Genomic DNA, 23,638 nt, shown 5'->3' with positions numbered 1-23,638 from the left:
GTGCACCAGTTAATATTTGGATTAGAGAAAGGTTTTTGAAAGTAAAGTTAAGAACCTATAAAGATTCCAATGTTCTCATAAGTGAAAACTGATTATTAAGTCCCTAGAATTATTTATTTTTTCAAATTGAGAAAAATTCGATTATGACTTTCCAGCTTTTTACGTTATAGTCCGTTTGGGGAAAAAGGACATTGAATGAAAACCTTTGCTTTGCTTATCGCTCTGATGGCTGCTCCTTCCTATGCTTCTTCCGATTACATGCACTTTCTTATTGAGACAATGGATCTCTCGCGATCACCTGAAGACCTTATCATCAGGGGTGAAACAATCGCCAAGAAACTCTACATTTCAATGGATGATAATGAGTTCTTTCTCGAGCAAAACCATGATGAAAGCTTCGTGGCCCAAACCTATCTCTTAAAGAATCGCTTCTATTTTTCTAAAGATGGTCTAACATTTTCAACAGCTTTTGAAGAAGATAATATTATCTTTGAATTAGAAAAGTTAAAGGCCCGTAATGCTGATATCGAGTTATCAACAGAGCTTATAGCCATACAAGCAGATTACCTTGAGGCAAATACTAAAGAGTATAAATTCCTGGTTGAAAATATTGATATGCACTGTAAAACAGATGGGGAATTTACTAGTGATATTGACATCGCCTGTTTGAGAAATACGACAATTCTTCCTAATCACTCAAAGAAGAGTCTCATTAAGATTGAAAACCTCCTCTCGCCTAACACAAGTCAGTTTAAAATAGATTTAACAACGGAATCATTGGCCATCTTTAGTGATCGACTTGATATTAAAACCCACTCAATGATGGGAAGAATTAATGAATCGCAGTTTCAAATGTCTGAAGGTCTCCTGACATGTTTCAAAGATCCTCAACTCAAAGAAATGGACTTTGATAAAATTTTAATAGGATGTTTAAAATACTCTCGCCTTTTTGGAGCTAACTTTACATTCAGAGATAACACCATTAATGCGAGAATTTCTCATATTGATTTACAATTAGATGAAAACTCCTTGAAGATTCACTCCGATTTTTCTCAGTTCTATGCTGACCAAGAGGAAACAATTGTTCGTGGACTAAGGCTGAAGTGTCACAAAGTAAACAATAGTGAGAGCTCATTAAATGATAAAATTCTAATCAAAGGCTGCCTAAAAGAAATGAGTTTAAGTCTCTCCCAACTTGATTCAGACTCAAAACAGTATCTTGAAAAAGAAAATAAAGACCTTATCGATCTTAGTAATATAAAGAATATTAATTTTCGTATTATTGACGGGCATTTCACTTTAAAGGGAAAAACAAAGCTTCTCTTTCGTGTCCCCCTAACGCTTAAAGGTCACGTTTCCTATGATCAAAATGCTAAGGCCCTAGATTTACATGTTAGAAAAGCGCAAGTACTTGGTATATCGGCAACAAGCCTAAGCCTCTATCTTCTTAGAAAGTTTTTATCTTCTCAAAGTATTGAAATTAGGGAGAATAAGATCAAGATTAAGCTCTAGGAATGGGTTGACTACCCACTGCACCAAGTTTAGTATCCGCTTACTTAATACATTGAAAAACGGAGATATAAATGACTGAAAAAGTGTCTGAAATTTTTAATCCAGAGTTATGGGATGTTGTTCCAGGTTTTGACTTTAAGGATATTACGTATCACAGGGCCAAAGACCAAGGAACAGTAAGAATCGCCTTTAATAGACCAGAAGTTAGAAATGCTTTTAGACCTCAGACAGTTGATGAACTCTACCGTGCTCTTGATCACGCAAGAATGACTTCTGATGTTGGAGTTGTCCTTATTACAGGAAATGGTCCTTCACCTAAAGATGCTGGTTGGGCATTCTGTTCAGGTGGTGATCAAAGAATTCGTGGAAAAGATGGTTATAAATATGTCAGTGAAGATGGTTCACAAGACCCAGCTAAACTTGGTCGCCTACATATCTTAGAAGTTCAACGCTTAATTCGATTCATGCCAAAAATTGTTGTAGCGGTAGTTCCAGGTTGGGCAGTTGGTGGAGGTCACTCTCTGCACGTTGTTTGTGACATGACTTTAGCTTCAAAAGAACACGCAATCTTTAAGCAAACAGATCCAGATGTTGCCTCATTTGATTCGGGATATGGTTCAGCTTATCTTGCAAGACAATGTGGACAAAAGAGAGCAAGAGAAATCTTCTTCTGTGGATTTAACTATTCAGCTGAAGAGGCATTCCAAATGGGAATGGTAAATAAAGTCATCCCACACGATGAACTAGAAACAGAAGCTCTAAGATGGGCCAAGGAAATGAACTCAAAATCTCCGACGGCCATGAGAATGCTAAAATTCGGATTCAACCTTCTTGACGATGGTCTTGTAGGACAGCAACTCTTTGCAGGAGAAGCAACAAGACTTGCCTATGGAACAGATGAAGCTCATGAAGGAAGAACGGCCTTCTTAGAAAAAAGAGATCAAGACTTCTCTCAATTCCCTTGGCACTTCTAAACAGTGTTAGGTTTATTTCTTCTCACTATAGCATGTGCAATATGGGGTCTCGGCTTTGCCGGGACCCGTTGGACACTTATTGATTATTCTCCAATTTGGTCTCATTGCTTAAGATATGCCTTTGCAGGAGCTCTTGCTCTTCCAATACTTTTTTTTAGAAAAGGTTTTAAAGATGTAAAAGGTGCAATCATTTGCTCTATTCTTTTGATGACCGCCCTACAATTACAGACAATTGGAATTGCCCTAACAACAATGGCAAAATCAGGTTTTCTAACAGTCTTCTATTCTGTTTTTACCCCGATACTAAGCGTGATCATTTTAAAACAGAAACTGAGAAAAACATTTTGGCTATTACTTTGTGTCGCAATGTTTGGGATGTTTCTTATGTGTGATATGAAACTTGATGGATTCAATACGGGAGATCTCTTCGTCCTTGCATCCGCACTTTTCTTCTCCCTACATATTATGGCCGTTGACCACTATGCAGAAGAAGTCGATACAATTAATTTCAATTTCCTACAGTGTGTCTTCATGGGAATACAAGGAATTGCATTAGGACTCTTGATCGAAGGTCCAGTGAGTCTCTCTCCACTATTTAGCGCCAAAGCATTGAGCTTTCCCTCAAGCCTTATCGGTTTTGTTATACTTTCAATCTTCTCTTCATTGATTGCATTCTCACTTCAGATTTTCGCCCAAAAGAGAACGCCACCACATATTGTTGGGCTCGTCTTTTTGAGTGAGTCAATCTTTGCGAGTATCTTTGGAAAAGTTTTCTTTGATGAGATCATTTCAACTCAAGGATTTGTAGGAGCACTAGTCATTCTCGTGGCCGTGGCCCTAATTCCAAAATTTGCACAAATCCAAAAGCCGGCCCATACCGCTTAAGCGGCGATGGGCTGATCGAATGGAAATGTAACCAGCGCAACATTGGCCTGGATAACATCATGTACTAAATAAGAAAAATCGTACTCATCAATTCCGTTCATGCTTGCAGCACGCCAAACATTGATTAGTTTCTCATTGAATAGGTTTGGATGAAATTCCCCTTCTTGTTCAGACTCAAGATAGATCTCTTTCACTTCCTCTCTACACTGATTACGAAATGTTTCTTTAAAATTGTCGATGTCCATAATTTTCCCTCCGAACTCTTTCAATAATTATTGGACAAATTCGGGGGAAAATATGAAGAAAATAGGACTATTGTTTAAATTTAGACACTTACAACAAAGGTTAATAAATATTAACTATTGAAAGTAAGGCTCAAAAAGTTGGAAAAGAGACAATTTTTCTTGTCTCCCTGTTTTAAAGACCACAAGTAGTTTGGCCTCTTTTTAAGAGATACTTCTGGTGATACTCCTCACCTCTTACGTAATTCTTTACTTCTACAATTTGAGTGACCACAGGGTTCTCAAAAGGCCCATTGGCATCAAATTTTGCCATTGAATTCTTAGCCTTTTCGATTTGATCCTCTTGAGTATAGAAGATAACTGAGCGGTACTGAGTTCCAATATCTGGTCCCTGCCTATTTAACAATGTTGGATTATGAGAATTCCAAAAAACATCGAGAAGTTCCTCATATTTTATAAGGCTTGAATCGAATGTGATTTTAACAACTTCGGCATGATTAGTTGTACCTGTACAGACCTCTTTATAATCCGTGTCAGGAAGATCACCACCGCAATAACCGACCTCAGTTTCAATGACTCCATGAAGTTGACGAAATTTTTCTTCGACACCCCAAAAACAACCTGCTCCAAATATTGCAACTTCTGACATAATTCACTCCTCTATTGCTTATCAGCTTATTATCACCTATTTTGTGTCTATATTTAAGAACTTGTTACATATTATTTGAGTGATTATGGGAAAAAAGAAAACGCGCGCCTTTCTACAAAAGAAGTTTGAAAAAGAGCTTGAGATTAATCTAGAGAAGTCTAAAGAAGGAATTCATGAACTCATTATAGTTCTCGATCATCTCAAAGGAAATTTTAACATGGGTAAGATTATGCGCTCTGCGGAGATTTACTCGGTTAAAGAAGTGCATATCATAGGAACAAAGTTCTTTGATCCGACTCCAGCAAAAGGGGCCCTTAAAAGAGTTAAGACATACTTCTATCACTCATTTGATGAGTCTGCGGCAAGAATTAAAGAGCTAGGTTTTAGTGCCATTACTTTTGACTCAAAGGCCACTGAATATCTTAATGATTGTCAGCTTCCAGAAAAGTCGGCCTTTATCTTTGGCCACGAAGAGTTTGGACCAATGTATGATAAAGATCAGTTTGAGGCCTCAAAAGTGTTAAAGATTAAGCAATATGGACTCACTGAAAGCCTGAATGTGAGTATCGCTGCAACAATTTCAATGTACGAGTATACCAATCAACATGGTAAGGAAATTTCACAATAAATTCGCAACAATCCTCCAATCTCCTATATAATATAGTCATAGGAGAAATGGGATGGGCCAAGAAATAAATCAGATACTCTTCTCTATAATTGATATAGATCAAACCATTCGAGGGAAGGATTTTACACTACAACTAGCAAAGAACTTAGTTCGTGTTTTAGATATAAAGTATCTCCTACTAGGAAAACCAAGAGAAGACAATCCTCGAAGGATTATGACAGAGGTGGTTCTTACTGACGGTGTCTTAGATAAGAATTTTGAATATGACCTGAACGGAACTCCATGTCTGAATGTCATCTCAGGTAAGAGAGTTTGTACTCATCCTAGCAATGTTGCCAAACTATTTCCTGAAGATCTCTTACTGGCCGAAATGAAAATCGAGTCTTACTCAGGTGTCCCAATTTTAAATGAGGACAATAGCCTTGCCGCTCTCTTAGTTGTACTCAATGATAAACCTATTGAAGACGAAACCCTCTTTAATACGGTCTTAGAGTTTTGTGCTGGAAGACTTAGTACAGAAATCGCCCGTTCCCAGGCAGAAGAAAACTTAAAAAAAGAGCTCGAAAAGAGAACGCTTGAACTTAAGAAGATTAAATCAATGGCCTTCAGTTTAGAGAAGATGAGTTCTATCTCGACACTAGCGACAGGACTGGCCCACGAGATAAGAAATCCCTTAAACCTTATTACAAACTCAGCTCTGATACTCAAAGAAACTCTTTCCCAACATCAACTAGGCGAAGACTCGGAGACGATTGAAGAATGTCTTAGAATTATGAGAAGTTCAAGTGATAGAGCAACAGAGATCATTAATTCATTCTTAGCAGAAGATAAACTCGCCGAAGTAAAACCAGTATCAGAGTCGTTAATGAAAGAGATTAACCATTTCAGAACATCATATCTCGATATCAATTTTGAGCACGATCTCGAGCATGCTGAAGAGTATTACTTACCAGAAGTTCCCTTTAGAAGAATTATTTCAAACCTCTTTGCCAATGCTATTTTTGCTATAAATAAAGAGCGCCCAGAAAAGCCAATAATTAAGATTCATAGTGAACTCAAAAATAAGAAGCTTCGTATTTCTATTGAAGACAACGGTTGTGGAATAAAAGAAACAAATCTCAACAAGATTTTCGAACCCTTCTTTACCACTAAGAATGTTTCTGAAGGAACAGGACTAGGGCTCTATATGAGTTATGAAGTTCTCAAGTCATTACGCTGTGAGATTGAAGTAGAAAGTAAACTGCATCGGGGGACAACATTCACTTTAATTATTCCACAATTGAAGGGAGCTTAGATATAGAACTCAACATCAGTGGACCATGGTTTATCTTCTACATTTTCAGTCGTCACTTCATGGCGCTCTAAACTAACAAACTTATCAAGTAGTTGGATACTCTCAACCTTAGCCCCCCACGAGTTGAGCTCACTTGATACTTGTAACTCTTCTAAGAAGCGCTCCACATGTTCCCGATCCCCAACTAATGAGCATGTCACTTTATCGCGATCTTCGCGAGAGTTTGTCGCTCCGGCATCAAATCCTCTCTTCTTTGCTCCTAAGCAAAAAGTTCTTCTAAACATCACGGCCTGAACTTTTCCATAAACACAAAAGCTCTGTTTCATATATACCTCAATGACTCACTTTTAATCTTAATAACATTCCATACAGTATACACGGAGCCCATGCTGCGAGATAGGGCCTTCGGTGCTTGCCCTATCATATGAGAAGTTCAATTAGGAGATCAAAAGACTATGAAGAAATTCTATGATTCTACCGCGAAGGCAGCGAAGTACAATATTTCGTGGCAAATTCGATTTTATTCCATTCCGAAGCTTTTCTTCGCCAGCTTAATGGCAATCGCTAAAAGAATGATTCCAAACATCTTTCTCGCTACCATCAATCCCGAAGGTCCTAGAATACGAGAAATAAGAGAAGAAGATCTAAGAACTAAATAGATCACTATGAGGTTGATAAGAATCCCAACTCCAATATCCCATTTACCAAATTCTGCCCTGAGTGATATCAGTGTCGTCATTGTTCCCGCACCCGCAATAAGTGGAAAAACAAGAGGAACCATTGTCGACTTAGCATTACTCTCATCAGGTTCAGATTTAAAGATCTCAACTCCAAGCACCATCTCTAATCCCAGGAAGAACATAATTAGAGCTCCGGCAGCGGCAAATGATGTGACATCGACACCAAAGAGTTTAAGGATATTCGATCCCACAAAGAGAAAGAGGAACATGATAATTCCAGAGTAAATTGTGGCCTTCCCAGATTCAATTGAACCATGCTTCTGCCTCAAATTTATGATGATTGGAATGGCCCCAATGATATCAATAACAGAGAAGAGAATAAGAGAAACTGAGAATATATCTTTTAGAGTCAAGTTCATGGGGCGGTTTTAACTATATTTTCATTGGATGTAAATTTCTGATGAAATTTTACAAGGTTCTCATAGACTCCCCAGTCCTGAACGGAGCGAAATTTAAACCAATCGAGAGTTGTATATAACCAAATTTCCTTGAGTCCCAATTCATCACCTAACTCAACTGAAGCTTCATTAAGATAGGATAGAATTCTTAGAAGTCTGCCCTCTATGATTTTCGCCATCTTACTCTCACGTTTTGGATCAAGATTAAAAACCTTCATTTGATAAAGGAGCAGGCCTGCATCAGTTAACTCATCGACTTCTTTCATAAAGAGCTTTTCATCTAGAGAAAACTCCCTCCTAAGTACATGAGCGGCAATTATTGGTGAATCAAAAATTTCAAGTTCTCCATCGAGAAAAACTGGAACACGCCTAGTACGACTATGCTTGGCCAGCTCCTCCTGCCCCTCTTGAGACATGACATTAATGATTTGAAAGTCATAATCAGCATCATCTAAAAGAAGGCGAATTCTTCTTACAAAAGGAGAGGCCACTGACCCCATAAGTATTGGTTTTCTCATAATGTCTCCTCGCATCAAACTTGTCACAAGCTAACTTAAGTCATATATTCTGCGCTATGATTATTACAAAAGATCTTACCAAAAAATTTGTAAGTTACAAAAAGCAAGAAGGCGTAAAAGGAGCATTCAATGCTTTTTTTAAAAGAGAGCCTATAGAGAAATATGCTGTCGATCACTTTGACCTCAATATTGAGCAAGGTGAGATCATTGGGCTTTTAGGACCGAATGGCGCCGGAAAAACAACCCTGATGAAAATGCTAACAGGTATTATTGTACCGAGCTCTGGCCAGATAGAGATTGCCGGACATATCCCATGGCAAAGGGAAAAAGAATTCCGTAAAAAGATTGCTCTTGTTATGGGACAGAAATCTCAACTTTGGTGGGATATTCCCTCTCTCGATTCTTTTAAACTTCTACAGAGGTATTACGAAATTCCTGATAAGAGATTTAATGAGAAAGTGAATATGATGGGTGAACTTCTTAACGTTAAAGATCTCTTTCATGTCCATGTTAGAAAACTCTCCCTTGGAGAGAGAATGAAACTTGAACTGATGGCTTCGCTACTTCATGACCCACAAGTTCTCTTTCTTGATGAGCCTACAATTGGATTGGATCTGGTGGCCCAAGAAAATATTCGCCAATTCCTTAAGGAATATCACGCAAAACATAATATTACAGTTGTGCTGACATCACACTATATGGCCGATGTTCAGGCCCTATGCCCTCACCTTGTTCTTATCTCAGGAGGAAAGAAATCTTATGATGGACCACTCTCTAAATTTGAGAAAGTCTTAGGGCATAAGAAGTCAGTCTACTTTACTTTTAATCAGTGTATCGACAAGAATGATGAGTTCTGGAAAGACCAAGATGCTATCTTCACGGAAAACTGTGATGAAGTCGAGTTGAAGTTAGATGAACATGAGATAAGAGAAGTCTCAGCGGCCATCTTAAATAAATTCCCGGTTATTGATTTTCATACAGAGAAAATGCCTATTGAAAAGGTGATGAAGAAGATCATGGAAGACCCTGAAATACTTAAGAACGTCTAATGAATAATATATTAAAGTGGTTTCAAACAATTCGCATATCATGGTCTCGATACACTGCTTATCGACTCAACTTCTTTTTGCAAATTATTGGACCGTCCCTTGTTTTCTTCTTTATTAAGTACAATCTTTGGACGTCGATATATTCAGCGGAAGAAGGACTTATCATCAAGGGCTATAGTTTCCACGAGATGATAACTTACCATATATGGAGCTTTGTCGTAGCTCAAATAGCACAAGGACATACAGCTTTAAACTTATCAATTGATATACGCATGGGAAGAATTTCAAGTTATCTCATCTACCCATTTAATTTTTGGGAGTTTCACACGGCCTCATTTATTGGATTCCAAATTCTCCAATTGGCCATTACGAGTCTCTCTATTGGGGTATTTGTCTTACTAGGTATTATGCCTGATTTTTCGACAGCAAGTTTACTCAATGGAATCACTGCTTGTCTCTACGTCAGTATGTTCTGGTATGCCCTTCAATACTTCACGGGAATGTTAGCTTTTTGGCTAGAAGAAACTTGGATTATGCGAGTCATTCTACAGATTGTGACAGTCTTTCTTTCGGGGGCCATTATCCCACTAGAGCTCTTTCCTGAATTTTTCAGAGAGTTTCTAACGTACACTCCCTTCCCATACCTAACCTATTATCCAATTAAGATATTTATGGGCTCTCCAGTAAATATGGTGAACTTCTATGGAACAATCACGATCTGGATAGGAATCTTTGCGGCCATTAATTCTTACCTCTGGAAGCGTGGAATTAGGCTTTATACTGCGGCGGGGATGTAATGAAGTTAATTAGCGAAGCCAAACACTATCTCTCAGTTTACAGAAAATTTGTCTCGACAAGTATTTCTGAGGCAACGAGCTTTAGAACAAGTTTTATCCTCATGATTTTTATGGATACTTTCTTCTTTCTCTCTGCGCTTTTAACTGTCGACTTTATTTACGACCATGTCGCTCAAGTTGGAAGTTGGAAAAGAGAACAGCTTATGTTCTTTATTACCTTTATGCTCACTGTAGATCACCTTCACATGCTACTCTTGAGTCATAGTTTTTGGCGCTTTTCAGATGACCTGAAATCCGGAAACTTAGACTTCACTTTACTCAGGCCACTGAGCTCAATTTTCATCGTCTTTCTCAGATATTTTAAACCCTCTTCTATACCAAATAGTTTTCTTACAACAGGAACGATGATCTATTTTGGAATGAAGAATAATTTTGGAATTATCCAATGGGTACTCTTACCCTTTCTCATTATTTTGGCCTTTATCCTGCTGGCCCTCCTGGAATTTATTATTTCTTGTGCCATGTTTTGGCTGGTAGAAGGATTGGGGATTAACTTCTTAAGAATGCAGATGCAGCAGATATCGAGATGGCCGGACTTTATTTATGGCTATTTCACAAAGAAACTCTTAACTTTTGGGCTTCCAGTCCTCTTAATTGGATCGGGTCCAGTACACTTTCTTTTTGATATTAATAACTGGCCATATCTCGTTGGGATGCTTGTGGCCTGTATACTTTCATACTACGTCCTTATCTTTATATGGAATAAAGGACTTAATCATTACGACTCAGCCTCTAGTTAAAAAGGAGACCATATGGAAAACTTTATCAACTCGATTATTAAGAACCTTGAAAATAACGGCTTCCCTCAAAAGAAAGTCTCTCTTCCTACAGAAAAGATGTATGAAGTTGCAGATAATAAGGGTTTCAGTTTCAATGCGGTTTTAGAAAGAATGAAAGAAGAACACGGGATTCACTCAGAGATTGGAGCGGACAAGACAATTTTCTTTAAGCTTCAAGATCAGGCCAATCCATTTGCCGGTATGGATCAAGCTCAAATGATGAAGCAGGCCCAAGAAATGATGGCAAAAATGAGTCCTGAAGAATTAAAAAGAATGCAAGATATGCTGATGAATATGTCGCCTGAGGAAAAAGAAAACCTCATGCAAAAAGGAAAAGAGATGGGGCTTCTTTAAGAAACCCCATCCTTTGCGCAAGCCGATTATTAATTATACACGAGAGACACTCCCTCACGATCCGTATCCGTTAAAACTAAATTTAGTATATCGTTCTTTCCACCACATTGCGGATAATGCATAACAGACTTATTGTCGTAATTTGTCAGTGGTTTAAAGTTTCTATCTTCTTTACATTTCCCAGTTTCATTGTCATCAGAGATATGCTCGTGTCTAAAGCCAAGGATATGTCCAATTTCATGTCTAAGAATCCCTACAAGGGCCGACTCATCTATTGTAAAACTTGATTGATCAATAATAAGGTTTCTTTGAGAGCGCGGAGAACTTGGAAAGAATGCCCTTGCTAAATAACCTCCGTGATTTGCCGGTCTAATATCAAAGAGAATACTTTCATTTCCAGCATGGCACTCCTCATCTTGAGAAGGATCATAGACAAATTTTAAATTCCCCGTCGTCATCCAGTCCTGAGAAGCTTCCTCCATTGACGCGATGACCTGTTCTTTCTTATCTCCAAATTCGTTACTAATGCAGTACGAAAGATTAAAACGCTGTGCTTCAGACCAACTGTCAACAAGATTCCCGGCCAGCACATTTATAATTAATTTATTAACGTAATTCTTTGGCGCAAGATATTTTTCTATCTCGTTGAGGTCACTCACAGGGATATCCCCATCTACAATATGGACTCCACCTTTAAATGGTTCCTTAAAAACAGTCACTTGAGCATTAACTAATAGCGACATAAATAGCGATAAAACGAATACTGTTTTTTTCATAATTCCTCCCTGATGGAGAAAACGATATTTCGTATAGAATCAAAAAGCATCTTACACGTTCTTACACGGCGCAATTACTGTCATAAGTCAAAAATGACAGTTGTAAGAAAAATTAAGCTCTATCCTTTTGCATTATAGTGACGACAGACATACTTTATATGCCTTATGAGTTACACGAGCGAGCTTTTAAACACACATTTAGAACTGAGAAAACAGAGAAATATCCATTACTCTCTCAGGGCCTTTGCTAGAGACCTGGATGTTAATAGGAACTCTCTTTCTAAATCAATGTCTGATCAGGCAAAACTTGGTCCGAAAAGTTGCGAAAAACTCAGAGAGGCCCTTGAGCTAAATGAGATCGAATATCTCAAACTTCTTTTTGATAATGGAATTCGATTTGCGGATGAGGCCATTAAAGAGATTGACCCAAAAACATTTGAGACAATTAATAACCTCAAAAATTTTACGATACTCTCTCTTTTACAAAATCACTCTATAAACTGGACTGTAGATGAAATTCATCAAAGAGTTGATTTCAGTTTGGATGAAGTAAAGAAAATTCTCAATGGGCTTGTTGAAAAAGAGCTTCTTGATTATGACGGTAAATACTTCACTAGAGTCTATGAAACTTTTAGAACGACCAGCAATATTTCAAGCCAGTCGATTCGATCATTTCACAGGGAAAACTTAGAAAGGGCCATCGACTGCATCGAAAATGTAGATATGGAACTTAGAGATCTCTCAGCGATCTCATTTATAACGACGAAAGACAACATTCCTAAAATCAAGGAAGAGATCAAGAATTTTAGGAGAAAACTTGGACAACTTGCTTACGATAAGCAGGGAGAGGATGTTTACAGTGTATCAATTTCACTACACCCACTTACGAAATCTCATAAAGACGCTAGTACTTTTAACAAGCATTAGTACTTATGCATTTTTAGGAGCAGATGAAGTTGGAAATGGAGCTGGGCTCTACGAAAATATTGTAGCTAAGGCTTGGGTTAACCTTCCAACAACAATCAAGAGACATCTAGAGAATAATTCTGATGACTATGGAAAGATTGAACTTTACGAGCTAGATCGTGTTCTTCCTGAAATCATGGAGAAGACGAGAATCGTATACTTTCCTGAGTCGGATTACTTCTTCACAGATGGTGAATATCGAATTGCCATGACGTTTAATCGTATTGGTGCCAATATCTTTATCAATTTAGATAAACTCTACTCTATTCCTTCACATCAAGCCCTTGAAGTCATTACGAGCTTACTTATTCATGAGCTACTTCATCAAATTGGTGTAGAAGATCACTTTATAGCAGATAAGATCGGCCACTTAGTGGCACAATCAATTACGATTCTTCCATCGACATACTTTCTGAATATGCCTGATACAGATGATCGTATTTCTGTTTACAACCTCCCATCGGGAAGTCCAATTGTTCACCTTATCAAAAGAGGTGTTGCTAAAGATTTAAAACTTCCAATGGAAGAGCTAGAGTGTGAAGACTTCATTCTCTATAATATGCATGAGGTAAATGGGAGTATTCAATCATCACTTCTGATGAGGTGCTCTGATAATAAGCAAGTTGTAGATAATTTCATTATTTTTTAAATTGATTTCAATACTAAACACTGGCCTCTTCATCTAGACCTTCTAGATCGAAGAGGTTTTTCTTTTTGAGCTTCTTCATAGACTTTTTGACAAGGTCCTCTAACTCAAGCTCATCCATTCCTATTGCCCCTTTAAAACCAGGAAGCTTACTTGCCTCATCAGAAAAAGTGAGTGCAAGACGAATCGCCTTTCTTATATTCTTCTTAGAATATTTAAGCTTATCTAGGGAGAGGTTTTTCTTTAGATATTCCCCCCAATAAAACTCAGCAAAAGGTATGTCAGATTTCTTATAGGCCCCACTCTTTCTCACAAGCCAAGAGAGTCCTCTAAAATAGTCTTCTTCAAGACCTCCCACTGATAGAGGAAGCTTATGAAAAGGCTTTATCTCGCCGTTTGAATGTTTTAAATAGGTCAGCTTATTGTCTTTCATCAATTCTACAAATTCTTCATCAGAAAGATCCTGAGGATTAACCTCATCAAACTCTACTTTTTGAAAGTAAATCTTTATCTCTTTAGCATTGGCACCAAATTTTTCACTCAACTCGCTCTTGAGCTCAAAGAGTGATCGAGAAAAATGATGACGGTCAATAATATACTTCATACCATTTGGCCCTAAGACATAAGGAATAGGCTTTTCTTTTAAATAATTAAGAAGTTCATCAAAACTTAAATTTCGAATCTCTCTTTTTCGATTAATAACGCCTGGTCTTCCATAGAGAAATTGAGTGACTTGGATCTGCTCATCAAAAGTGGCAAGAGGCTCTGTCCTCTTGGCGCCAAAGTAATAAGACTTCTCTTTAGGAAATCCATTAATCGCGCTAAAGCAACCCATATGACTAACAGAAGAAGGGTTGCGCTTAATAAACTTAAGTCCATTTTGAGAGCATGAGCTAAAAGTGATGAGTATGAGAAATGTCCAATGTTTCACACTAAACTTATCGGCTATAAAGGTAGAGAAGTTGAATGGTCTACGAGACAAAAAAACCCCTATTTCTAGGGGCTTAAGGATTATTTTGAATTTCTTTTCATGAAGTTTTTAAAACGTGCGATTTGCTTTCTCGCCTTTTGCAAGCTCTTTCTTTGGTTCTTTGAACTAGACGCTTTAGACTCACCGAGTGCCGTTACCTTACAAGTCACTCTGTCGTAAACAATGATATCAAGCTCACCAATTGTTCTCTTACCCTTAGCATATGTATATTCCACACCAGAACCAATAGTAAAATCTTTCTTTGGATAAATATTTGTTAATTCCTGAAGATAGTAGCGAGAAAGGATTTCAAGAACAGCACCAACATTTGGTCTCTTAATATTTTCTCTCTTCGCAACCTTAGAAACATAAGCAAGGTAAGCATTCATTTGCTCTTCTCTATCATAGAAAGAAACTTCAATCTCACTTTCAAAAGGAGCTTTACCTGCCATCTCAGCAAAAGGACGATCCATATTTAAGTAAAGATCTTTTGAACAGGCCTTGTTAACCATCCCTCTCTCAACTTCAAGAGCACACCAGATATCATCGACACCTTCTCTAGAAATTGGAAAACCATATGAGTATCCGTGCTTCTTAGCATCTTGAACTCCAAAGAAGATATACTTTTGAATATTTGTAAATCTCTCAAAGTTCCATGTTGGACAGTCTTTATCAACATAGTTATTTATCTGATTAAAATGTGTTTTTGAATTAGATGCAGAAACTGCAAAAGATAATGATAATAAGGATACAAGAAGTAGCGACTTCATGAACTCTCCAATTAGAAAGGGTTAAAATCGCATTAGTTGTAACAAATAAATTATATAAGTCCAACTTATAAAAAATACGTATCTATCTGATATAACGTACTATTGTTATTATTTCTCTATAACAGAAAGCGTAAATTCAGGATGATACTACTGAATTAAAACAACATCTATTGGATTACATGAAGCATCAATGACAACCTCAAAAGTCGCATTCTCAGATGTCATTTGATCTTCAGACCACACAAGGTAATTAACATCAAAGAACCCATCTCCCAGATACTTCACATCGTAATTAGAGTAACCTTCAATTGATGAAAGCTTACCACCAGAAGAGAGAATCTCACTCTCCACAGAGGCCAAAACATGACTCTCACAAGCACTATAACCACTTGCGAATGATGTTAGGGAACTTAAAAGTGCCAAAGCGACAACTAAAAAATTTCATCTAAAACTCCTTATTAAGAGTCTTTTTATTGAATACTGATGCTTCTGACAAGAAAATCTGAACTAGTATGGAATTTCTACCTTGTCTTCTGTATGCCAATAGAGGCCAGTATGTGAGAGATCAAACTTTTGAATATCTTCGAGGATATTCTGTGCTGATTGAGCTGTTGTAATATTCCCCATTCCATTTGTCATGTCAGTTTGAACATAACCAGGATGGAAGAGAAGAACCGTAATCCCAAGGGATGAAAATTCCTTAGAAAGAGTTACGGCCAAATTATTCAAGGCCGCTTTTGAAGCACGGTAACCATAATAGCCTCCAGTATTATCTTGAGTAGAACCCATGATACTAGAGATAAAGACAATCTTTGCTCCATAACGAAACTTCTTTCTCATTCTATGAACAAGAGCAACCTGTGAAATTGCATTCACCATAAATTGCTGAGAGAGTTTCTCTAACTGTAACTCTTCTTCATTAGTAAAACCAATACCTGCATTCAAAATGGCAAGATCAAACTCACCTTCTAGCGCATCACTCTTTTCCAAAAATCCCTCTTGAGAAAAGTCATACCCAGCGTGAATAGTGAGAGGGAGCTTATCTAGGTCTTCGCTTCGATTTCTTTGTAAGCAATGGAGTTCTACTCCCTCACGACCAGAGAGCTGGGTGGCCAGTTGTAAACCAATTCCTCTATTTGCACCAGAAAGTAGAACGCGCATTAATTAAGGCCCCAAAGTGGTTTTAAGATAGCAAGGCCATCTCTTCTAAAATCGATATTAACGATTTCTAAACCATGCTCATTCAATGAAGACTTAAAACTGTCGCTGATATCGCAGTTTTGCCAAACACCGATAAGAACATTGTACGAGAGTACGACTTTCTTTCGAAGATTGTCTTGAGGTGTTTCAAACTTATCTTTCATAATAGTCGCAACACTATCAATTAGCTTTGCGAGACCTTTTCTATAATTGAGAAAAACTTCTTCCGAAACATTTCTCTCTAAAACAACTGGTGCCTTAGATGCAAGTTTGAGAAGAACTGGTCTTTGAACAAGAGATTCAACAAATTCATTGAGGAAGCTTTCAACCTGATTAGATTCAAAGCGAAATGACTTTGCCCACTCGTGAAATAAACTGAGAAGGACGGCCAAGAAAAGCTCTTCCTTCGTTTCAAAATATGTATAAACAGTCCCTTTTGCTACACCTGCTTGTTTGGCAACTTCACTAATTGAAGGAAGCTTCTCAAAGTTCTGGTTTAGCAACTCAAAAGCGGCCTTAATAATCATTCCTCTTTTAAGTTCTTTTTCCTCGAGACTAGTTGATCTTATCTTTCCCATTAACAGCCCTAGACGCTCAACGCGCCGCAATTTAAATTTCAATAGATTTTCAATAACTATAGCACTTTCTGAAAAGATTTGTAAAAGCGCCATTTTAAATACTGGAAATCTTTGATAACAATGCCTTATGAATAAGTATTATCTTGTGAAACTTTCATATAACGGCATTCGCTATTTTGGTTGGCAAAAACAGAAGCAATTTCCCTCTGTCCACCAGGCCTTTGAAGATGCCCTAAAGAAAGCTCTGCCACAAGAAACTGAATTTCACACGATTGGCGCGAGTCGAACTGATGCTCGTGTTCATGCTCTTGGACAAGTCGTAAGAGTCAATCTTACCGATCTAAATCTTGAGCCCGCAGAGCTAAAAAAGATTTTAAATCAAAACCTTCCCTTTGATATTCGAGCTGAGAATGTCATTAGAACCCATAGCTATTTCAAGGTCATCGCATTTGCAAAGGATAAGGAGTATCTCTATCTCTTTCAAAATAAAGCAGAAACAAGGCCTTGGATGTTTCCCTACACTGTCAACTTTGAAGAAGAATTAAATTTCAATTTAATGGCCGAGGCAGCGAAACTCTTTGTCGGTGAGTATGATTTTAAAAATTACTGTTACCGCGCAGAACACGTCTCCAATACAATTAGAAAAGTATATGAATGTGAGCTCATTGAACAATACCAAATGGATCTCGATGGTATTCAGATTAAATCACATGCCCTAAGAATTCGAGGGGCGGGATTTCTCAAGCAAATGGTCAGAATAATAATGGGAACCCTAGTCCAAGTTGGAAATGGGACTGTTACTATTGATCAAGTAAGACAGAGTCTTGAATTTCCTCAGAATAGACAGAAGCTTGGCTTTATTGCTCCACCTCATGGACTCTTCTTGCATTTTATAAAATATCCTCAGAAGTATATGGATCTCGAGCTTTAGTAGAGCGTATAGCCCTTAGCACGATTGAGATACTTTTTAGGAACATCAATTCCAAACTTCTTTGCTGATTTTAAATTTAAAAATATCACAGGAGGTCTTGGAATCTGACTTGGCATTAGTCTGATATCCCTTCCCTTTAAAATATCAACGACAATCTTCGCTGCAATTTCCCCATGAAGCTTTACATCTGGGTGAACATAGTAAATGGCGCCGGCCTTGACCGACTGCTCTGAAGTCGCAAAGAGAACTGGCTTACCTGAAATTTTCTCTATCCATCTCACATAAATGGGATTCACTCCTAATGGGCCATCTGGAAGAATAAAATAATCTACCTCATCTTTCATTTTTTCGACTTGCCTTTTAAAATCTGAAAGAAGCTTTTTTAATTCTAGTTGATTATTACCTGGATAGTTGATCATACTCGCAGAAAATGAATACTTTCCATGTCTATCAAAAAAAGATTTCCAGCTCTTAAAGGAACTTATCTCTGAGGGATAAGAAGAATAAATCATCCCAACTCGGTCGTCTTTTTTTCCGATAATCTCATGAAATAACTCACCTCTGACATCTCCTTCATAAAGAAGATACGCTCCAGCAATATTCTCTCTTTTAGAATTTTCAAGATCTGCGACAATCCCAGCATCAACAGGATCAAAGACTGTAAAATAAACTTGTGGAATATTCTTTTCTCTTAGATAGGGTCTTGCTATTGCCGTTGCCAGAGTTGCATTCGTGACAACCACATCAGGAGAATGCTGGATAATATAATTCTCAACAAATTCTTTAATCAGCTTCGGATTACCGCGTCCATTGAACTGAATAATATCCACATTACTAGGATTAATTCCCTGCTCTTTTAAAGAATTAAAAAAGTGCTTGATATGGCTTCGAACGAGGTTAATCTCAAATGATCGAATAAGGACAATTTTCTTTCGCTCCTTTTGGCCAAAGCAGCTTAAACTTAGTAGGAGCGATATAATGAGTAAAATTGCTTTCATCGTCTCTCTTATTCTACTTCGCTAAGAATAAGAGAGTTTGTATTTACTATGAATATTTCTTAATATTAGGCATTCTCTTTTGATTTTAGAGCAGGTTTCTTTTCTGGCCCCATCGGGATAAAGACTCGACAAGCATGGATATCCTGCTTTTCAGCTTCAGCTCGTATGCATTTCATCTTTCGACCAATTCTCTTTTCATAACGAATGCCATCCTCTCTTTGATGATAAGATACTTTGGCAAGATCTAGGCGCTCATAGAGATATTTGGCTATCTTTCCTTCAGTATAGAGATGCAATCTATTGTCTACGACTTCCAGCTTTGCCACTCCCTTTTGAGGTTCAAGCTTCAAGTACTCCATAAGACTTCCTTTTCCATAGTCATGGTCAGACCAATAGGAGCTAAGTTCCCCCTCACCAAGATTTTTAATATAGAAGTGGCAGTGATAAATCCTGTCTGGTTCACGGACACAAAATATGTGCTTATCATTTTTAAAAATCAGCCCGTGGACCAAATCTGCGTTGGCCCTTTTAACAGGGAGTCGCCTAAAAATTGCTTTTGCAACCTCTTGATCCACGATCGATAATTCTGAAGCGTGGGCAATAATTTTGACGCCAGATATGGCATTTGAAGAACCATCCTCAACAGGGTTCTTTGCATAGGTAGGATTTTGAAAAAAGAAAGGAATTAAGATTAGATATTTTAACATTATTGCCACCTCCTCAAATGGAGTATGACAGAACTATTTCAAAACTTCACTAGGGCCGACCACAAATGACGAAGAGTTAACAACTAGTTTACATTAATAACTCTAACTCATTGATTATTCCAAATCATTGATCCCATAGATTTTGATAAAGTCTTGATAGATCCAGAAAATGGACCAATCTAATGATGTAGCAGAAACATAATCAGGATGACCATTATCCCTTGCTAATCTTTTTAATTCTTCAATATGAGACGTATTCTCTTTTAGGTATTTTAGACCTTCTATAATAGCTAAGAGATGTTCGTAGTAATCCATCTTCTCTTCTTCATTTAGAGTTAATAGCATAGGTTTCTTATCAATATAGAGATGTATCTCATCTATTGGAGTGAATCCAAATCCTAAAACTCCTCGAAGAATAAGATGTGGTCGAGATTTTACTATCTCCTTAAATAATTCAAGATTGTCCTTTGTTCTATACAACTCAGAAAGAAGATAGAATAATTCTGTTTCACCATCATATTTCAAAAGAACTTCTTGAATACGTCCCTCAGTAAGCGCTCTTTCTAGTAGTCGTCTTCTATTTGGGCGAGACAAAGAATCAATATCGACACTGAGATCCGTTTCGACTTCGGGTGGTATAAACCTTGTCTCAAGCTGATTCAGGATGGTCCTTCTCTTCTGTGTAATCTGAATAACTTCTGCTCTTATGCGATCAAAATCCTTTGCCTTGTTAACCAAATCTATCAAGTGCCCTTTTTGTGAAATAAAGTTAAGGTTCTCATCGATAGCTAAAAGAGAATTGAGATCGACTCTATTTGGTTTGAGAATAAATCTTTCAACAAGATCTCTATTTTCTAAAAAATTCTTCGCACCTAAAAGAGCTGTATTTGATTTAACATAAGTTGAATAACCAATATCACCATCTAGATAACGCTTATCTTCTTCACAAAAGTGCGTATCCATAAGATCTCTCTTTCGCAAGTATGTATCAGAGTGCCCAAGAATAGCTCCACTTAGATGCCCTATGATTTTGCCCTCTTCACTAAAAAGTGGTGACCCAGAATCTCCAGAGAAAACATTTAAATTAGTATGCATAAAAATATTGAGTTCACTGCTGGCCACAGGGTACGTAATCACCTTATTGACGACTTCCCCTGAAGAATACTTTTGCAAGACTCCTCTTGAGTGGCCATACTTAAAAACTTTATCCGAAACTCTAGGGTCTTTTCTCTCAATTTCTAAACTTGGAATATGCTCAGCATTTGAAACTTTTAATATTGCGGTATCAAATTCATGATAAGGACTAAAGTAAGCTAATTCATCACAAGCAATGACCTGTTCTCTATTAATGATAAGATCACCTTGCTCATCCTTTTTAAGAATTAAGTCACTTTTTAATCCAAAGACTATTTTATGATTTTGACAAAAGCTCTTTGCTTCTTCGAAATTGCGACCAATACAGTGGCCCGCTGTGGCCACAAGGTTTGATGAAATCTTAAAGAATGTACAATCGGTATAAACATCTAAATTGTAGAACTCTTCTGTTTGACACATATTTGGAATCTTACCAATTCTCAGAAGCTTAATCTGATCACTTTTAACATCAATTTCAACTAAGTCATCATTCGTGATAAGCGCCCCAATTGAACGGGGAATCCCCTCATTTGCTAAGACACTAAATGAAATGAATAGAAATAGAAAAGCTCTCTTAAACAATGGATATCCTTATATAGAAATTAAATATTTTAATGCAGATTTGATGCCAACCAATCCTTTCTAACTAGCTTAAATCCTATTGAGCAAACGTCTTATTTCATGAGATTGCAAAATAAATGAACACTTCTCACCTTCTCTTTTCTAAAAAGGCCGGCTATAGTGATTACATGAAAAAGAAAGACCTTATTATTACTGGACCAAAATCTCAAAAGAAAGTATTCCTCTTCGCACATGGTGCTGGTGCCCCTATGGATAGTGACTGGATGAACGACGTGGCCGATGCCTTGGCGAGAGAAGGAATTAAAACAGCACGTTTTGAATTCCCATATATGGCCGAAAGAAGAGAGACGGGAAAAAAACGCCCGCCTAATCCTCAAAGAATACTTTTGGAAACTTGGAACGAAGTCTTAGACTTATTTCATGATCATGAAGTTTATATCGGTGGAAAGTCTATGGGCGCTCGAATGGCTTCTCTTATCGCTGATCAATCGACAGTGAAGGGTCTAATTTGTTTAGGCTTTCCTTTCTATGCCCCAGGAAAATTTGATCCACTCGATCCCAAAGGTAGAGTTGCTCACCTTGCCAAGTTAAAAACTAAGACACTTATCTTTCAAGGAGAAAGAGACTCAATGGGAGATAAGGAAAATATTCCACAATTCGCACTTTCAAAGAAAGTTAAAGTACATTGGTTAGCAGACGGGGATCACTCTCTAAAACCTAGAAAGAAGTCTGGATACTCACTTGAAGAACATATCGCTCATGTTGCTAAAGAGATTTCAAAGTTTATGAAATAATTTGGAATTCGTTGTTGGCAAAGTGTTAAAATTGTTAATATAATTTTATTATTCATGATAAAAAATAACTTAAGACTTCTAAATAGTTTCTCACCTTCATTGATTAATTTTATTATCAAATCTCAATATATTTATAACAGAAATAATTATACAAATAGACCGAGTCTTCAACAGGATGTTGTTGCGTCGGTGGCGCAGGATGCGCCATTTTTTTCTTATTAAACTCATATGAAATCATTCTACAACTACACCCTCAATGAATTGGAAGATTTAGTTACTTCAATTGGTCAAAAGAGTGCTCATGCAAGAACTCTCTTTACCCAAGTATATAAGAAGCAGATTGATTCATTTGAAAATATTGAGAATATTTCTCTTGAGTTAAAAGAGTACCTCATAAAGAATATCAGCTTGGAGCTGCCCAAGGTTGTTAAAGAGCAGGTATCAACGGATCAGAAGACTGTTAAATTTCTCGTTCAAATGAATGATGGTAGAACAGTTGAAACAGTTTTAGTCCCATTCGAAAAGAAATACACTATTTGTATTTCCTCCCAAGTTGGTTGTGCTATGAAGTGTAGTTTTTGCTTTACAGGAACCCAAGGCCTAACTCGCCATCTCGATTCCACAGAGATTCTTGCACAATATGTCCTCGCATTTAAGTGGCTAAAGAAGAATATGCCTGAAAAGTCAGCACCACCGAATATTGTCTTCATGGGACAGGGAGAGCCTCTTCACAATATTGAACAAGTGAAGAAGTGTTTAGGTATACTTTTTACCACTGAAGGACTTCATCTTGGTCCAAGACAAGTCACTCTTTCAACAGCGGGTTATCTACCAGGATTAAGAGACTTTAATGATCTTATGGGTATAAACTTGGCCCTTAGTTTTCACTCGCCTTTTGATGAGCAACGCAATGAGCTTATCCCATTAAATAAGGCCTATCCCCTTTCTGAAATCATCAAGCAGTTAAAGACTATAAACCTGAGAAAGAGACAATTTCTCACCTTCGAGTATCTTATTATCAAAGATATGAATCATTCTCTTGAGCATATTGAAAGGATTAAAGAATTGCTGACGGGGCTACCAGTCATTTTCAACCTCATCCCTTTTAATGAGTTCCCAGGATCTCCTTATAAGAGGCCCTTAATGAAAGATGTTGAATGGTTTAAAGAACAATTATCAGAAAGCGGCTTTCACACTATGGTGAGAACAACCAAGGGTGATGATATACTTGCCGCTTGTGGTCAACTTAATACGAAATAACATTCTTTTTTTCTCTGTTTTTAAATTTTTAAAAGGTGCTAAAATATAGCTATGAATGAAATTGTCTTGAAGGACGATGACCTTCCAGAATATTTATCAACAACACTTAACGAATTTATATCTCCTCTAAAAATCGCATACTTTACTGCGGCCGATGAGAATTTAAATTTTAAGTGTATATTTAGTAATACTCCCCTATATAAAAAGGGGGACTCGTTACTCAGTCTACTCATTAACTCCAATTCTAAGAGTTCTCCTCACCAAGGGAACAATTCTTGAAGATGAGTTAATAGAAGAAATATTTGCAAAGCATAATAATCAAATGAGTTATATACTCGATTGGTCTGAAATAAAAAAAGCACTCATATTTGATGTCGAGGATCTTGATTACTTTGAAGACCAAACACTAGTCAAGGAACTGATTAAAAATCGTGAAAGCTTCCTTCA

Annotated in this window: 28 protein-coding genes; 14 read left to right on the top strand and 14 right to left on the bottom strand. The window is 37.3% G+C overall.

Going from position 1 to position 23,638, the window contains the following annotated elements:
* The first annotated feature begins 195 nt into the window (after nucleotides 1–195).
* From M901_RS10710 to M901_RS10700, 3 genes are all read left to right on the top strand, one after another.
* Nucleotides 196–1,512, top strand: coding sequence for a hypothetical protein (locus M901_RS10710; protein ID WP_021278211.1), 1,317 nt, complete (start codon nucleotides 196–198; stop codon nucleotides 1,510–1,512).
* Nucleotides 1,513–1,583: 71 nt separating this feature from the next.
* Entirely contained in the window at nucleotides 1,584–2,486 is a 903-nt protein-coding gene (locus tag M901_RS10705) for a 1,4-dihydroxy-2-naphthoyl-CoA synthase (protein ID WP_021278213.1), read from the top strand.
* A 3-nt stretch (nucleotides 2,487–2,489) separates the two neighbouring features.
* Nucleotides 2,490–3,371 carry a DMT family transporter gene (locus tag M901_RS10700; protein WP_021278202.1) on the top strand — a complete coding sequence of 294 codons (882 nt, stop codon included), beginning with the start codon at nucleotides 2,490–2,492 and terminating at the stop codon, nucleotides 3,369–3,371.
* Here M901_RS10700 and M901_RS10695 read toward each other — a convergent pair.
* The gene (locus tag M901_RS10695; protein WP_021278205.1) at nucleotides 3,368–3,616 is read right to left on the bottom strand and encodes a hypothetical protein; all 249 of its coding nucleotides are present in this window, start codon (nucleotides 3,614–3,616) and stop codon (nucleotides 3,368–3,370) included. The two genes, M901_RS10700 and M901_RS10695, sit on opposite strands and share 4 nt — an antisense overlap.
* Nucleotides 3,617–3,788: 172 nt before the next feature.
* Nucleotides 3,789–4,262, bottom strand: coding sequence for a peptide-methionine (S)-S-oxide reductase MsrA (gene msrA / locus M901_RS10690; protein ID WP_021278216.1), 474 nt, complete (start codon nucleotides 4,260–4,262; stop codon nucleotides 3,789–3,791).
* A gap of 85 nt (nucleotides 4,263–4,347) precedes the next feature.
* Between msrA and M901_RS10685 the strand changes: the two genes are divergently transcribed.
* Both M901_RS10685 and M901_RS10680 read left to right on the top strand, forming a co-directional pair.
* Nucleotides 4,348–4,890 carry a TrmH family RNA methyltransferase gene (locus M901_RS10685; RefSeq protein WP_021278190.1) on the top strand — a complete coding sequence of 181 codons (543 nt, stop codon included), beginning with the start codon at nucleotides 4,348–4,350 and terminating at the stop codon, nucleotides 4,888–4,890.
* A gap of 52 nt (nucleotides 4,891–4,942) precedes the next feature.
* Nucleotides 4,943–6,184: a HAMP domain-containing sensor histidine kinase gene (locus M901_RS10680; protein WP_021278200.1), complete on the top strand. Its 1,242-nt coding sequence runs from the start codon at nucleotides 4,943–4,945 to the stop codon at nucleotides 6,182–6,184.
* Here M901_RS10680 and M901_RS10675 read toward each other — a convergent pair.
* The 3 genes from M901_RS10675 to M901_RS10665 form a co-directional block, all read right to left on the bottom strand.
* Entirely contained in the window at nucleotides 6,181–6,510 is a 330-nt protein-coding gene (locus tag M901_RS10675) for an acylphosphatase (protein WP_021278215.1), read from the bottom strand. The two genes, M901_RS10680 and M901_RS10675, sit on opposite strands and share 4 nt — an antisense overlap.
* Nucleotides 6,511–6,704: 194 nt before the next feature.
* Nucleotides 6,705–7,283, bottom strand: a complete 579-nt coding sequence (locus M901_RS10670; RefSeq protein WP_021278206.1) for a MarC family protein — start codon at nucleotides 7,281–7,283, stop codon at nucleotides 6,705–6,707.
* Entirely contained in the window at nucleotides 7,280–7,840 is a 561-nt protein-coding gene (locus tag M901_RS10665) for a glutathione S-transferase family protein (RefSeq protein ID WP_021278194.1), read from the bottom strand. Before M901_RS10665 ends, M901_RS10670 begins: the two co-directional genes overlap by 4 nt.
* A gap of 56 nt (nucleotides 7,841–7,896) precedes the next feature.
* Between M901_RS10665 and M901_RS10660 the strand changes: the two genes are divergently transcribed.
* Genes M901_RS10660 through M901_RS10645 form a run of 4 tightly spaced genes read left to right on the top strand, consistent with a single transcriptional unit; the run spans nucleotide 7,897 to nucleotide 10,879 of the window.
* A complete protein-coding gene (locus M901_RS10660; protein WP_021278199.1) occupies nucleotides 7,897–8,889 on the top strand; it encodes an ATP-binding cassette domain-containing protein in 993 nt (330 codons plus the stop codon).
* A complete protein-coding gene (locus tag M901_RS10655; RefSeq protein WP_021278197.1) occupies nucleotides 8,889–9,686 on the top strand; it encodes an ABC-2 family transporter protein in 798 nt (265 codons plus the stop codon). Before M901_RS10660 ends, M901_RS10655 begins: the two co-directional genes overlap by 1 nt.
* Nucleotides 9,686–10,486, top strand: coding sequence for an ABC transporter permease (locus tag M901_RS10650; protein WP_021278204.1), 801 nt, complete (start codon nucleotides 9,686–9,688; stop codon nucleotides 10,484–10,486). Before M901_RS10655 ends, M901_RS10650 begins: the two co-directional genes overlap by 1 nt.
* Nucleotides 10,487–10,498: 12 nt before the next feature.
* Entirely contained in the window at nucleotides 10,499–10,879 is a 381-nt protein-coding gene (locus tag M901_RS10645; protein WP_021278214.1) for a hypothetical protein, read from the top strand.
* A gap of 29 nt (nucleotides 10,880–10,908) precedes the next feature.
* Here M901_RS10645 and M901_RS10640 read toward each other — a convergent pair whose 3' ends face one another.
* Nucleotides 10,909–11,655 carry a M57 family metalloprotease gene (locus M901_RS10640; RefSeq protein ID WP_021278196.1) on the bottom strand — a complete coding sequence of 249 codons (747 nt, stop codon included), beginning with the start codon at nucleotides 11,653–11,655 and terminating at the stop codon, nucleotides 10,909–10,911.
* A gap of 165 nt (nucleotides 11,656–11,820) precedes the next feature.
* On the opposite strand from M901_RS10640, the gene M901_RS10635 reads away from it, so the two are divergent.
* Together M901_RS10635 and M901_RS10630 are read left to right on the top strand one after the other, a co-directional pair.
* On the top strand, nucleotides 11,821–12,582 hold the full coding sequence (locus tag M901_RS10635) for a DUF4423 domain-containing protein (RefSeq protein ID WP_021278209.1): 762 nt from the start codon (nucleotides 11,821–11,823) through the stop codon (nucleotides 12,580–12,582).
* Nucleotides 12,506–13,270 (top strand): hypothetical protein, encoded by a 765-nt coding sequence (locus M901_RS10630; protein WP_034721777.1) that lies wholly within the window; start codon nucleotides 12,506–12,508, stop codon nucleotides 13,268–13,270. Before M901_RS10635 ends, M901_RS10630 begins: the two co-directional genes overlap by 77 nt.
* A 13-nt stretch (nucleotides 13,271–13,283) precedes the next feature.
* Here M901_RS10630 and M901_RS10625 read toward each other — a convergent pair whose 3' ends face one another.
* The 5 genes from M901_RS10625 to M901_RS10605 form a co-directional block, all read right to left on the bottom strand.
* Nucleotides 13,284–14,249 carry a ParB/Srx family N-terminal domain-containing protein gene (locus M901_RS10625; protein ID WP_021278210.1) on the bottom strand — a complete coding sequence of 322 codons (966 nt, stop codon included), beginning with the start codon at nucleotides 14,247–14,249 and terminating at the stop codon, nucleotides 13,284–13,286.
* A 29-nt stretch (nucleotides 14,250–14,278) separates the two neighbouring features.
* Entirely contained in the window at nucleotides 14,279–15,007 is a 729-nt protein-coding gene (locus tag M901_RS10620) for a hypothetical protein (RefSeq protein WP_021278198.1), read from the bottom strand.
* A 147-nt stretch (nucleotides 15,008–15,154) separates the two neighbouring features.
* Nucleotides 15,155–15,430, bottom strand: a complete 276-nt coding sequence (locus tag M901_RS10615) for a hypothetical protein (protein WP_034721775.1) — start codon at nucleotides 15,428–15,430, stop codon at nucleotides 15,155–15,157.
* Between the two features lie 84 nt (nucleotides 15,431–15,514).
* On the bottom strand, nucleotides 15,515–16,168 hold the full coding sequence (locus tag M901_RS10610) for an SDR family NAD(P)-dependent oxidoreductase (RefSeq protein WP_021278208.1): 654 nt from the start codon (nucleotides 16,166–16,168) through the stop codon (nucleotides 15,515–15,517).
* The gene (locus M901_RS10605; RefSeq protein WP_021278189.1) at nucleotides 16,168–16,785 is read right to left on the bottom strand and encodes a TetR family transcriptional regulator; all 618 of its coding nucleotides are present in this window, start codon (nucleotides 16,783–16,785) and stop codon (nucleotides 16,168–16,170) included. Before M901_RS10605 ends, M901_RS10610 begins: the two co-directional genes overlap by 1 nt.
* Nucleotides 16,786–16,912: 127 nt before the next feature.
* Between M901_RS10605 and truA the strand changes: the two genes are divergently transcribed.
* Complete coding sequence (truA, locus tag M901_RS10600) at nucleotides 16,913–17,716, top strand: tRNA pseudouridine(38-40) synthase TruA (RefSeq protein ID WP_034721773.1); 804 nt, start codon at nucleotides 16,913–16,915, stop codon at nucleotides 17,714–17,716.
* Here the strand turns inward: truA and M901_RS10595 are convergent.
* The 3 genes from M901_RS10595 to M901_RS10585 form a co-directional block, all read right to left on the bottom strand.
* Complete coding sequence (locus M901_RS10595) at nucleotides 17,713–18,714, bottom strand: ABC transporter substrate-binding protein (protein ID WP_021278192.1); 1,002 nt, start codon at nucleotides 18,712–18,714, stop codon at nucleotides 17,713–17,715. The genes truA and M901_RS10595 overlap by 4 nt on opposite strands.
* A gap of 65 nt (nucleotides 18,715–18,779) precedes the next feature.
* Nucleotides 18,780–19,421 (bottom strand): hypothetical protein, encoded by a 642-nt coding sequence (locus M901_RS10590; RefSeq protein ID WP_021278193.1) that lies wholly within the window; start codon nucleotides 19,419–19,421, stop codon nucleotides 18,780–18,782.
* A gap of 114 nt (nucleotides 19,422–19,535) precedes the next feature.
* Nucleotides 19,536–21,137, bottom strand: coding sequence for a serine protease (locus M901_RS10585; RefSeq protein WP_021278207.1), 1,602 nt, complete (start codon nucleotides 21,135–21,137; stop codon nucleotides 19,536–19,538).
* 167 nt (nucleotides 21,138–21,304) lie between these two features.
* Here M901_RS10585 and M901_RS10580 point away from each other — a divergent pair, with 167 nt between their 5' ends.
* Together M901_RS10580 and rlmN are read left to right on the top strand one after the other, a co-directional pair.
* Nucleotides 21,305–21,931 (top strand): alpha/beta family hydrolase, encoded by a 627-nt coding sequence (locus M901_RS10580; RefSeq protein WP_053335857.1) that lies wholly within the window; start codon nucleotides 21,305–21,307, stop codon nucleotides 21,929–21,931.
* 228 nt (nucleotides 21,932–22,159) lie between these two features.
* Nucleotides 22,160–23,191, top strand: coding sequence for a 23S rRNA (adenine(2503)-C(2))-methyltransferase RlmN (gene rlmN, locus M901_RS10575; protein WP_021278191.1), 1,032 nt, complete (start codon nucleotides 22,160–22,162; stop codon nucleotides 23,189–23,191).
* The last annotated feature ends 447 nt before the right edge of the window (nucleotides 23,192–23,638 follow it).

Origin of the sequence: Bacteriovorax sp. DB6_IX, assembly GCF_000447775.1 — a bacterium.
Classification (GTDB): domain Bacteria; phylum Bdellovibrionota; class Bacteriovoracia; order Bacteriovoracales; family Bacteriovoracaceae; genus Halobacteriovorax_A.
Note: the sequence above shows the minus strand (reverse complement) of the source record. Positions and strands in the feature narration are given on the sequence as shown.

Coding starts and splice junctions, on each gene's coding strand:
- M901_RS10710 (WP_021278211.1), top strand. CDS start 196: ATGAAAACCTTTGCTTTGCTTATCGCTCTGATGGCTGCTCCTTCCTAT.
- M901_RS10705 (WP_021278213.1), top strand. CDS start 1,584: ATGACTGAAAAAGTGTCTGAAATTTTTAATCCAGAGTTATGGGATGTT.
- M901_RS10695 (WP_021278205.1), bottom strand. CDS start 3,616: ATGGACATCGACAATTTTAAAGAAACATTTCGTAATCAGTGTAGAGAG.
- msrA (WP_021278216.1), bottom strand. CDS start 4,262: ATGTCAGAAGTTGCAATATTTGGAGCAGGTTGTTTTTGGGGTGTCGAA.
- M901_RS10685 (WP_021278190.1), top strand. CDS start 4,348: ATGGGAAAAAAGAAAACGCGCGCCTTTCTACAAAAGAAGTTTGAAAAA.
- M901_RS10680 (WP_021278200.1), top strand. CDS start 4,943: ATGGGCCAAGAAATAAATCAGATACTCTTCTCTATAATTGATATAGAT.
- M901_RS10675 (WP_021278215.1), bottom strand. CDS start 6,510: ATGAAACAGAGCTTTTGTGTTTATGGAAAAGTTCAGGCCGTGATGTTT.
- M901_RS10670 (WP_021278206.1), bottom strand. CDS start 7,283: ATGAACTTGACTCTAAAAGATATATTCTCAGTTTCTCTTATTCTCTTC.
- M901_RS10665 (WP_021278194.1), bottom strand. CDS start 7,840: ATGAGAAAACCAATACTTATGGGGTCAGTGGCCTCTCCTTTTGTAAGA.
- M901_RS10660 (WP_021278199.1), top strand. CDS start 7,897: ATGATTATTACAAAAGATCTTACCAAAAAATTTGTAAGTTACAAAAAG.
- M901_RS10655 (WP_021278197.1), top strand. CDS start 8,889: ATGAATAATATATTAAAGTGGTTTCAAACAATTCGCATATCATGGTCT.
- M901_RS10650 (WP_021278204.1), top strand. CDS start 9,686: ATGAAGTTAATTAGCGAAGCCAAACACTATCTCTCAGTTTACAGAAAA.
- M901_RS10645 (WP_021278214.1), top strand. CDS start 10,499: ATGGAAAACTTTATCAACTCGATTATTAAGAACCTTGAAAATAACGGC.
- M901_RS10640 (WP_021278196.1), bottom strand. CDS start 11,655: ATGAAAAAAACAGTATTCGTTTTATCGCTATTTATGTCGCTATTAGTT.
- M901_RS10635 (WP_021278209.1), top strand. CDS start 11,821: ATGAGTTACACGAGCGAGCTTTTAAACACACATTTAGAACTGAGAAAA.
- M901_RS10630 (WP_034721777.1), top strand. CDS start 12,506: ATGTTTACAGTGTATCAATTTCACTACACCCACTTACGAAATCTCATA.
- M901_RS10620 (WP_021278198.1), bottom strand. CDS start 15,007: ATGAAGTCGCTACTTCTTGTATCCTTATTATCATTATCTTTTGCAGTT.
- M901_RS10610 (WP_021278208.1), bottom strand. CDS start 16,168: ATGCGCGTTCTACTTTCTGGTGCAAATAGAGGAATTGGTTTACAACTG.
- M901_RS10605 (WP_021278189.1), bottom strand. CDS start 16,785: ATGGGAAAGATAAGATCAACTAGTCTCGAGGAAAAAGAACTTAAAAGA.
- truA (WP_034721773.1), top strand. CDS start 16,913: ATGAATAAGTATTATCTTGTGAAACTTTCATATAACGGCATTCGCTAT.
- M901_RS10595 (WP_021278192.1), bottom strand. CDS start 18,714: ATGAAAGCAATTTTACTCATTATATCGCTCCTACTAAGTTTAAGCTGC.
- M901_RS10590 (WP_021278193.1), bottom strand. CDS start 19,421: ATGTTAAAATATCTAATCTTAATTCCTTTCTTTTTTCAAAATCCTACC.
- M901_RS10580 (WP_053335857.1), top strand. CDS start 21,305: ATGAAAAAGAAAGACCTTATTATTACTGGACCAAAATCTCAAAAGAAA.
- rlmN (WP_021278191.1), top strand. CDS start 22,160: ATGAAATCATTCTACAACTACACCCTCAATGAATTGGAAGATTTAGTT.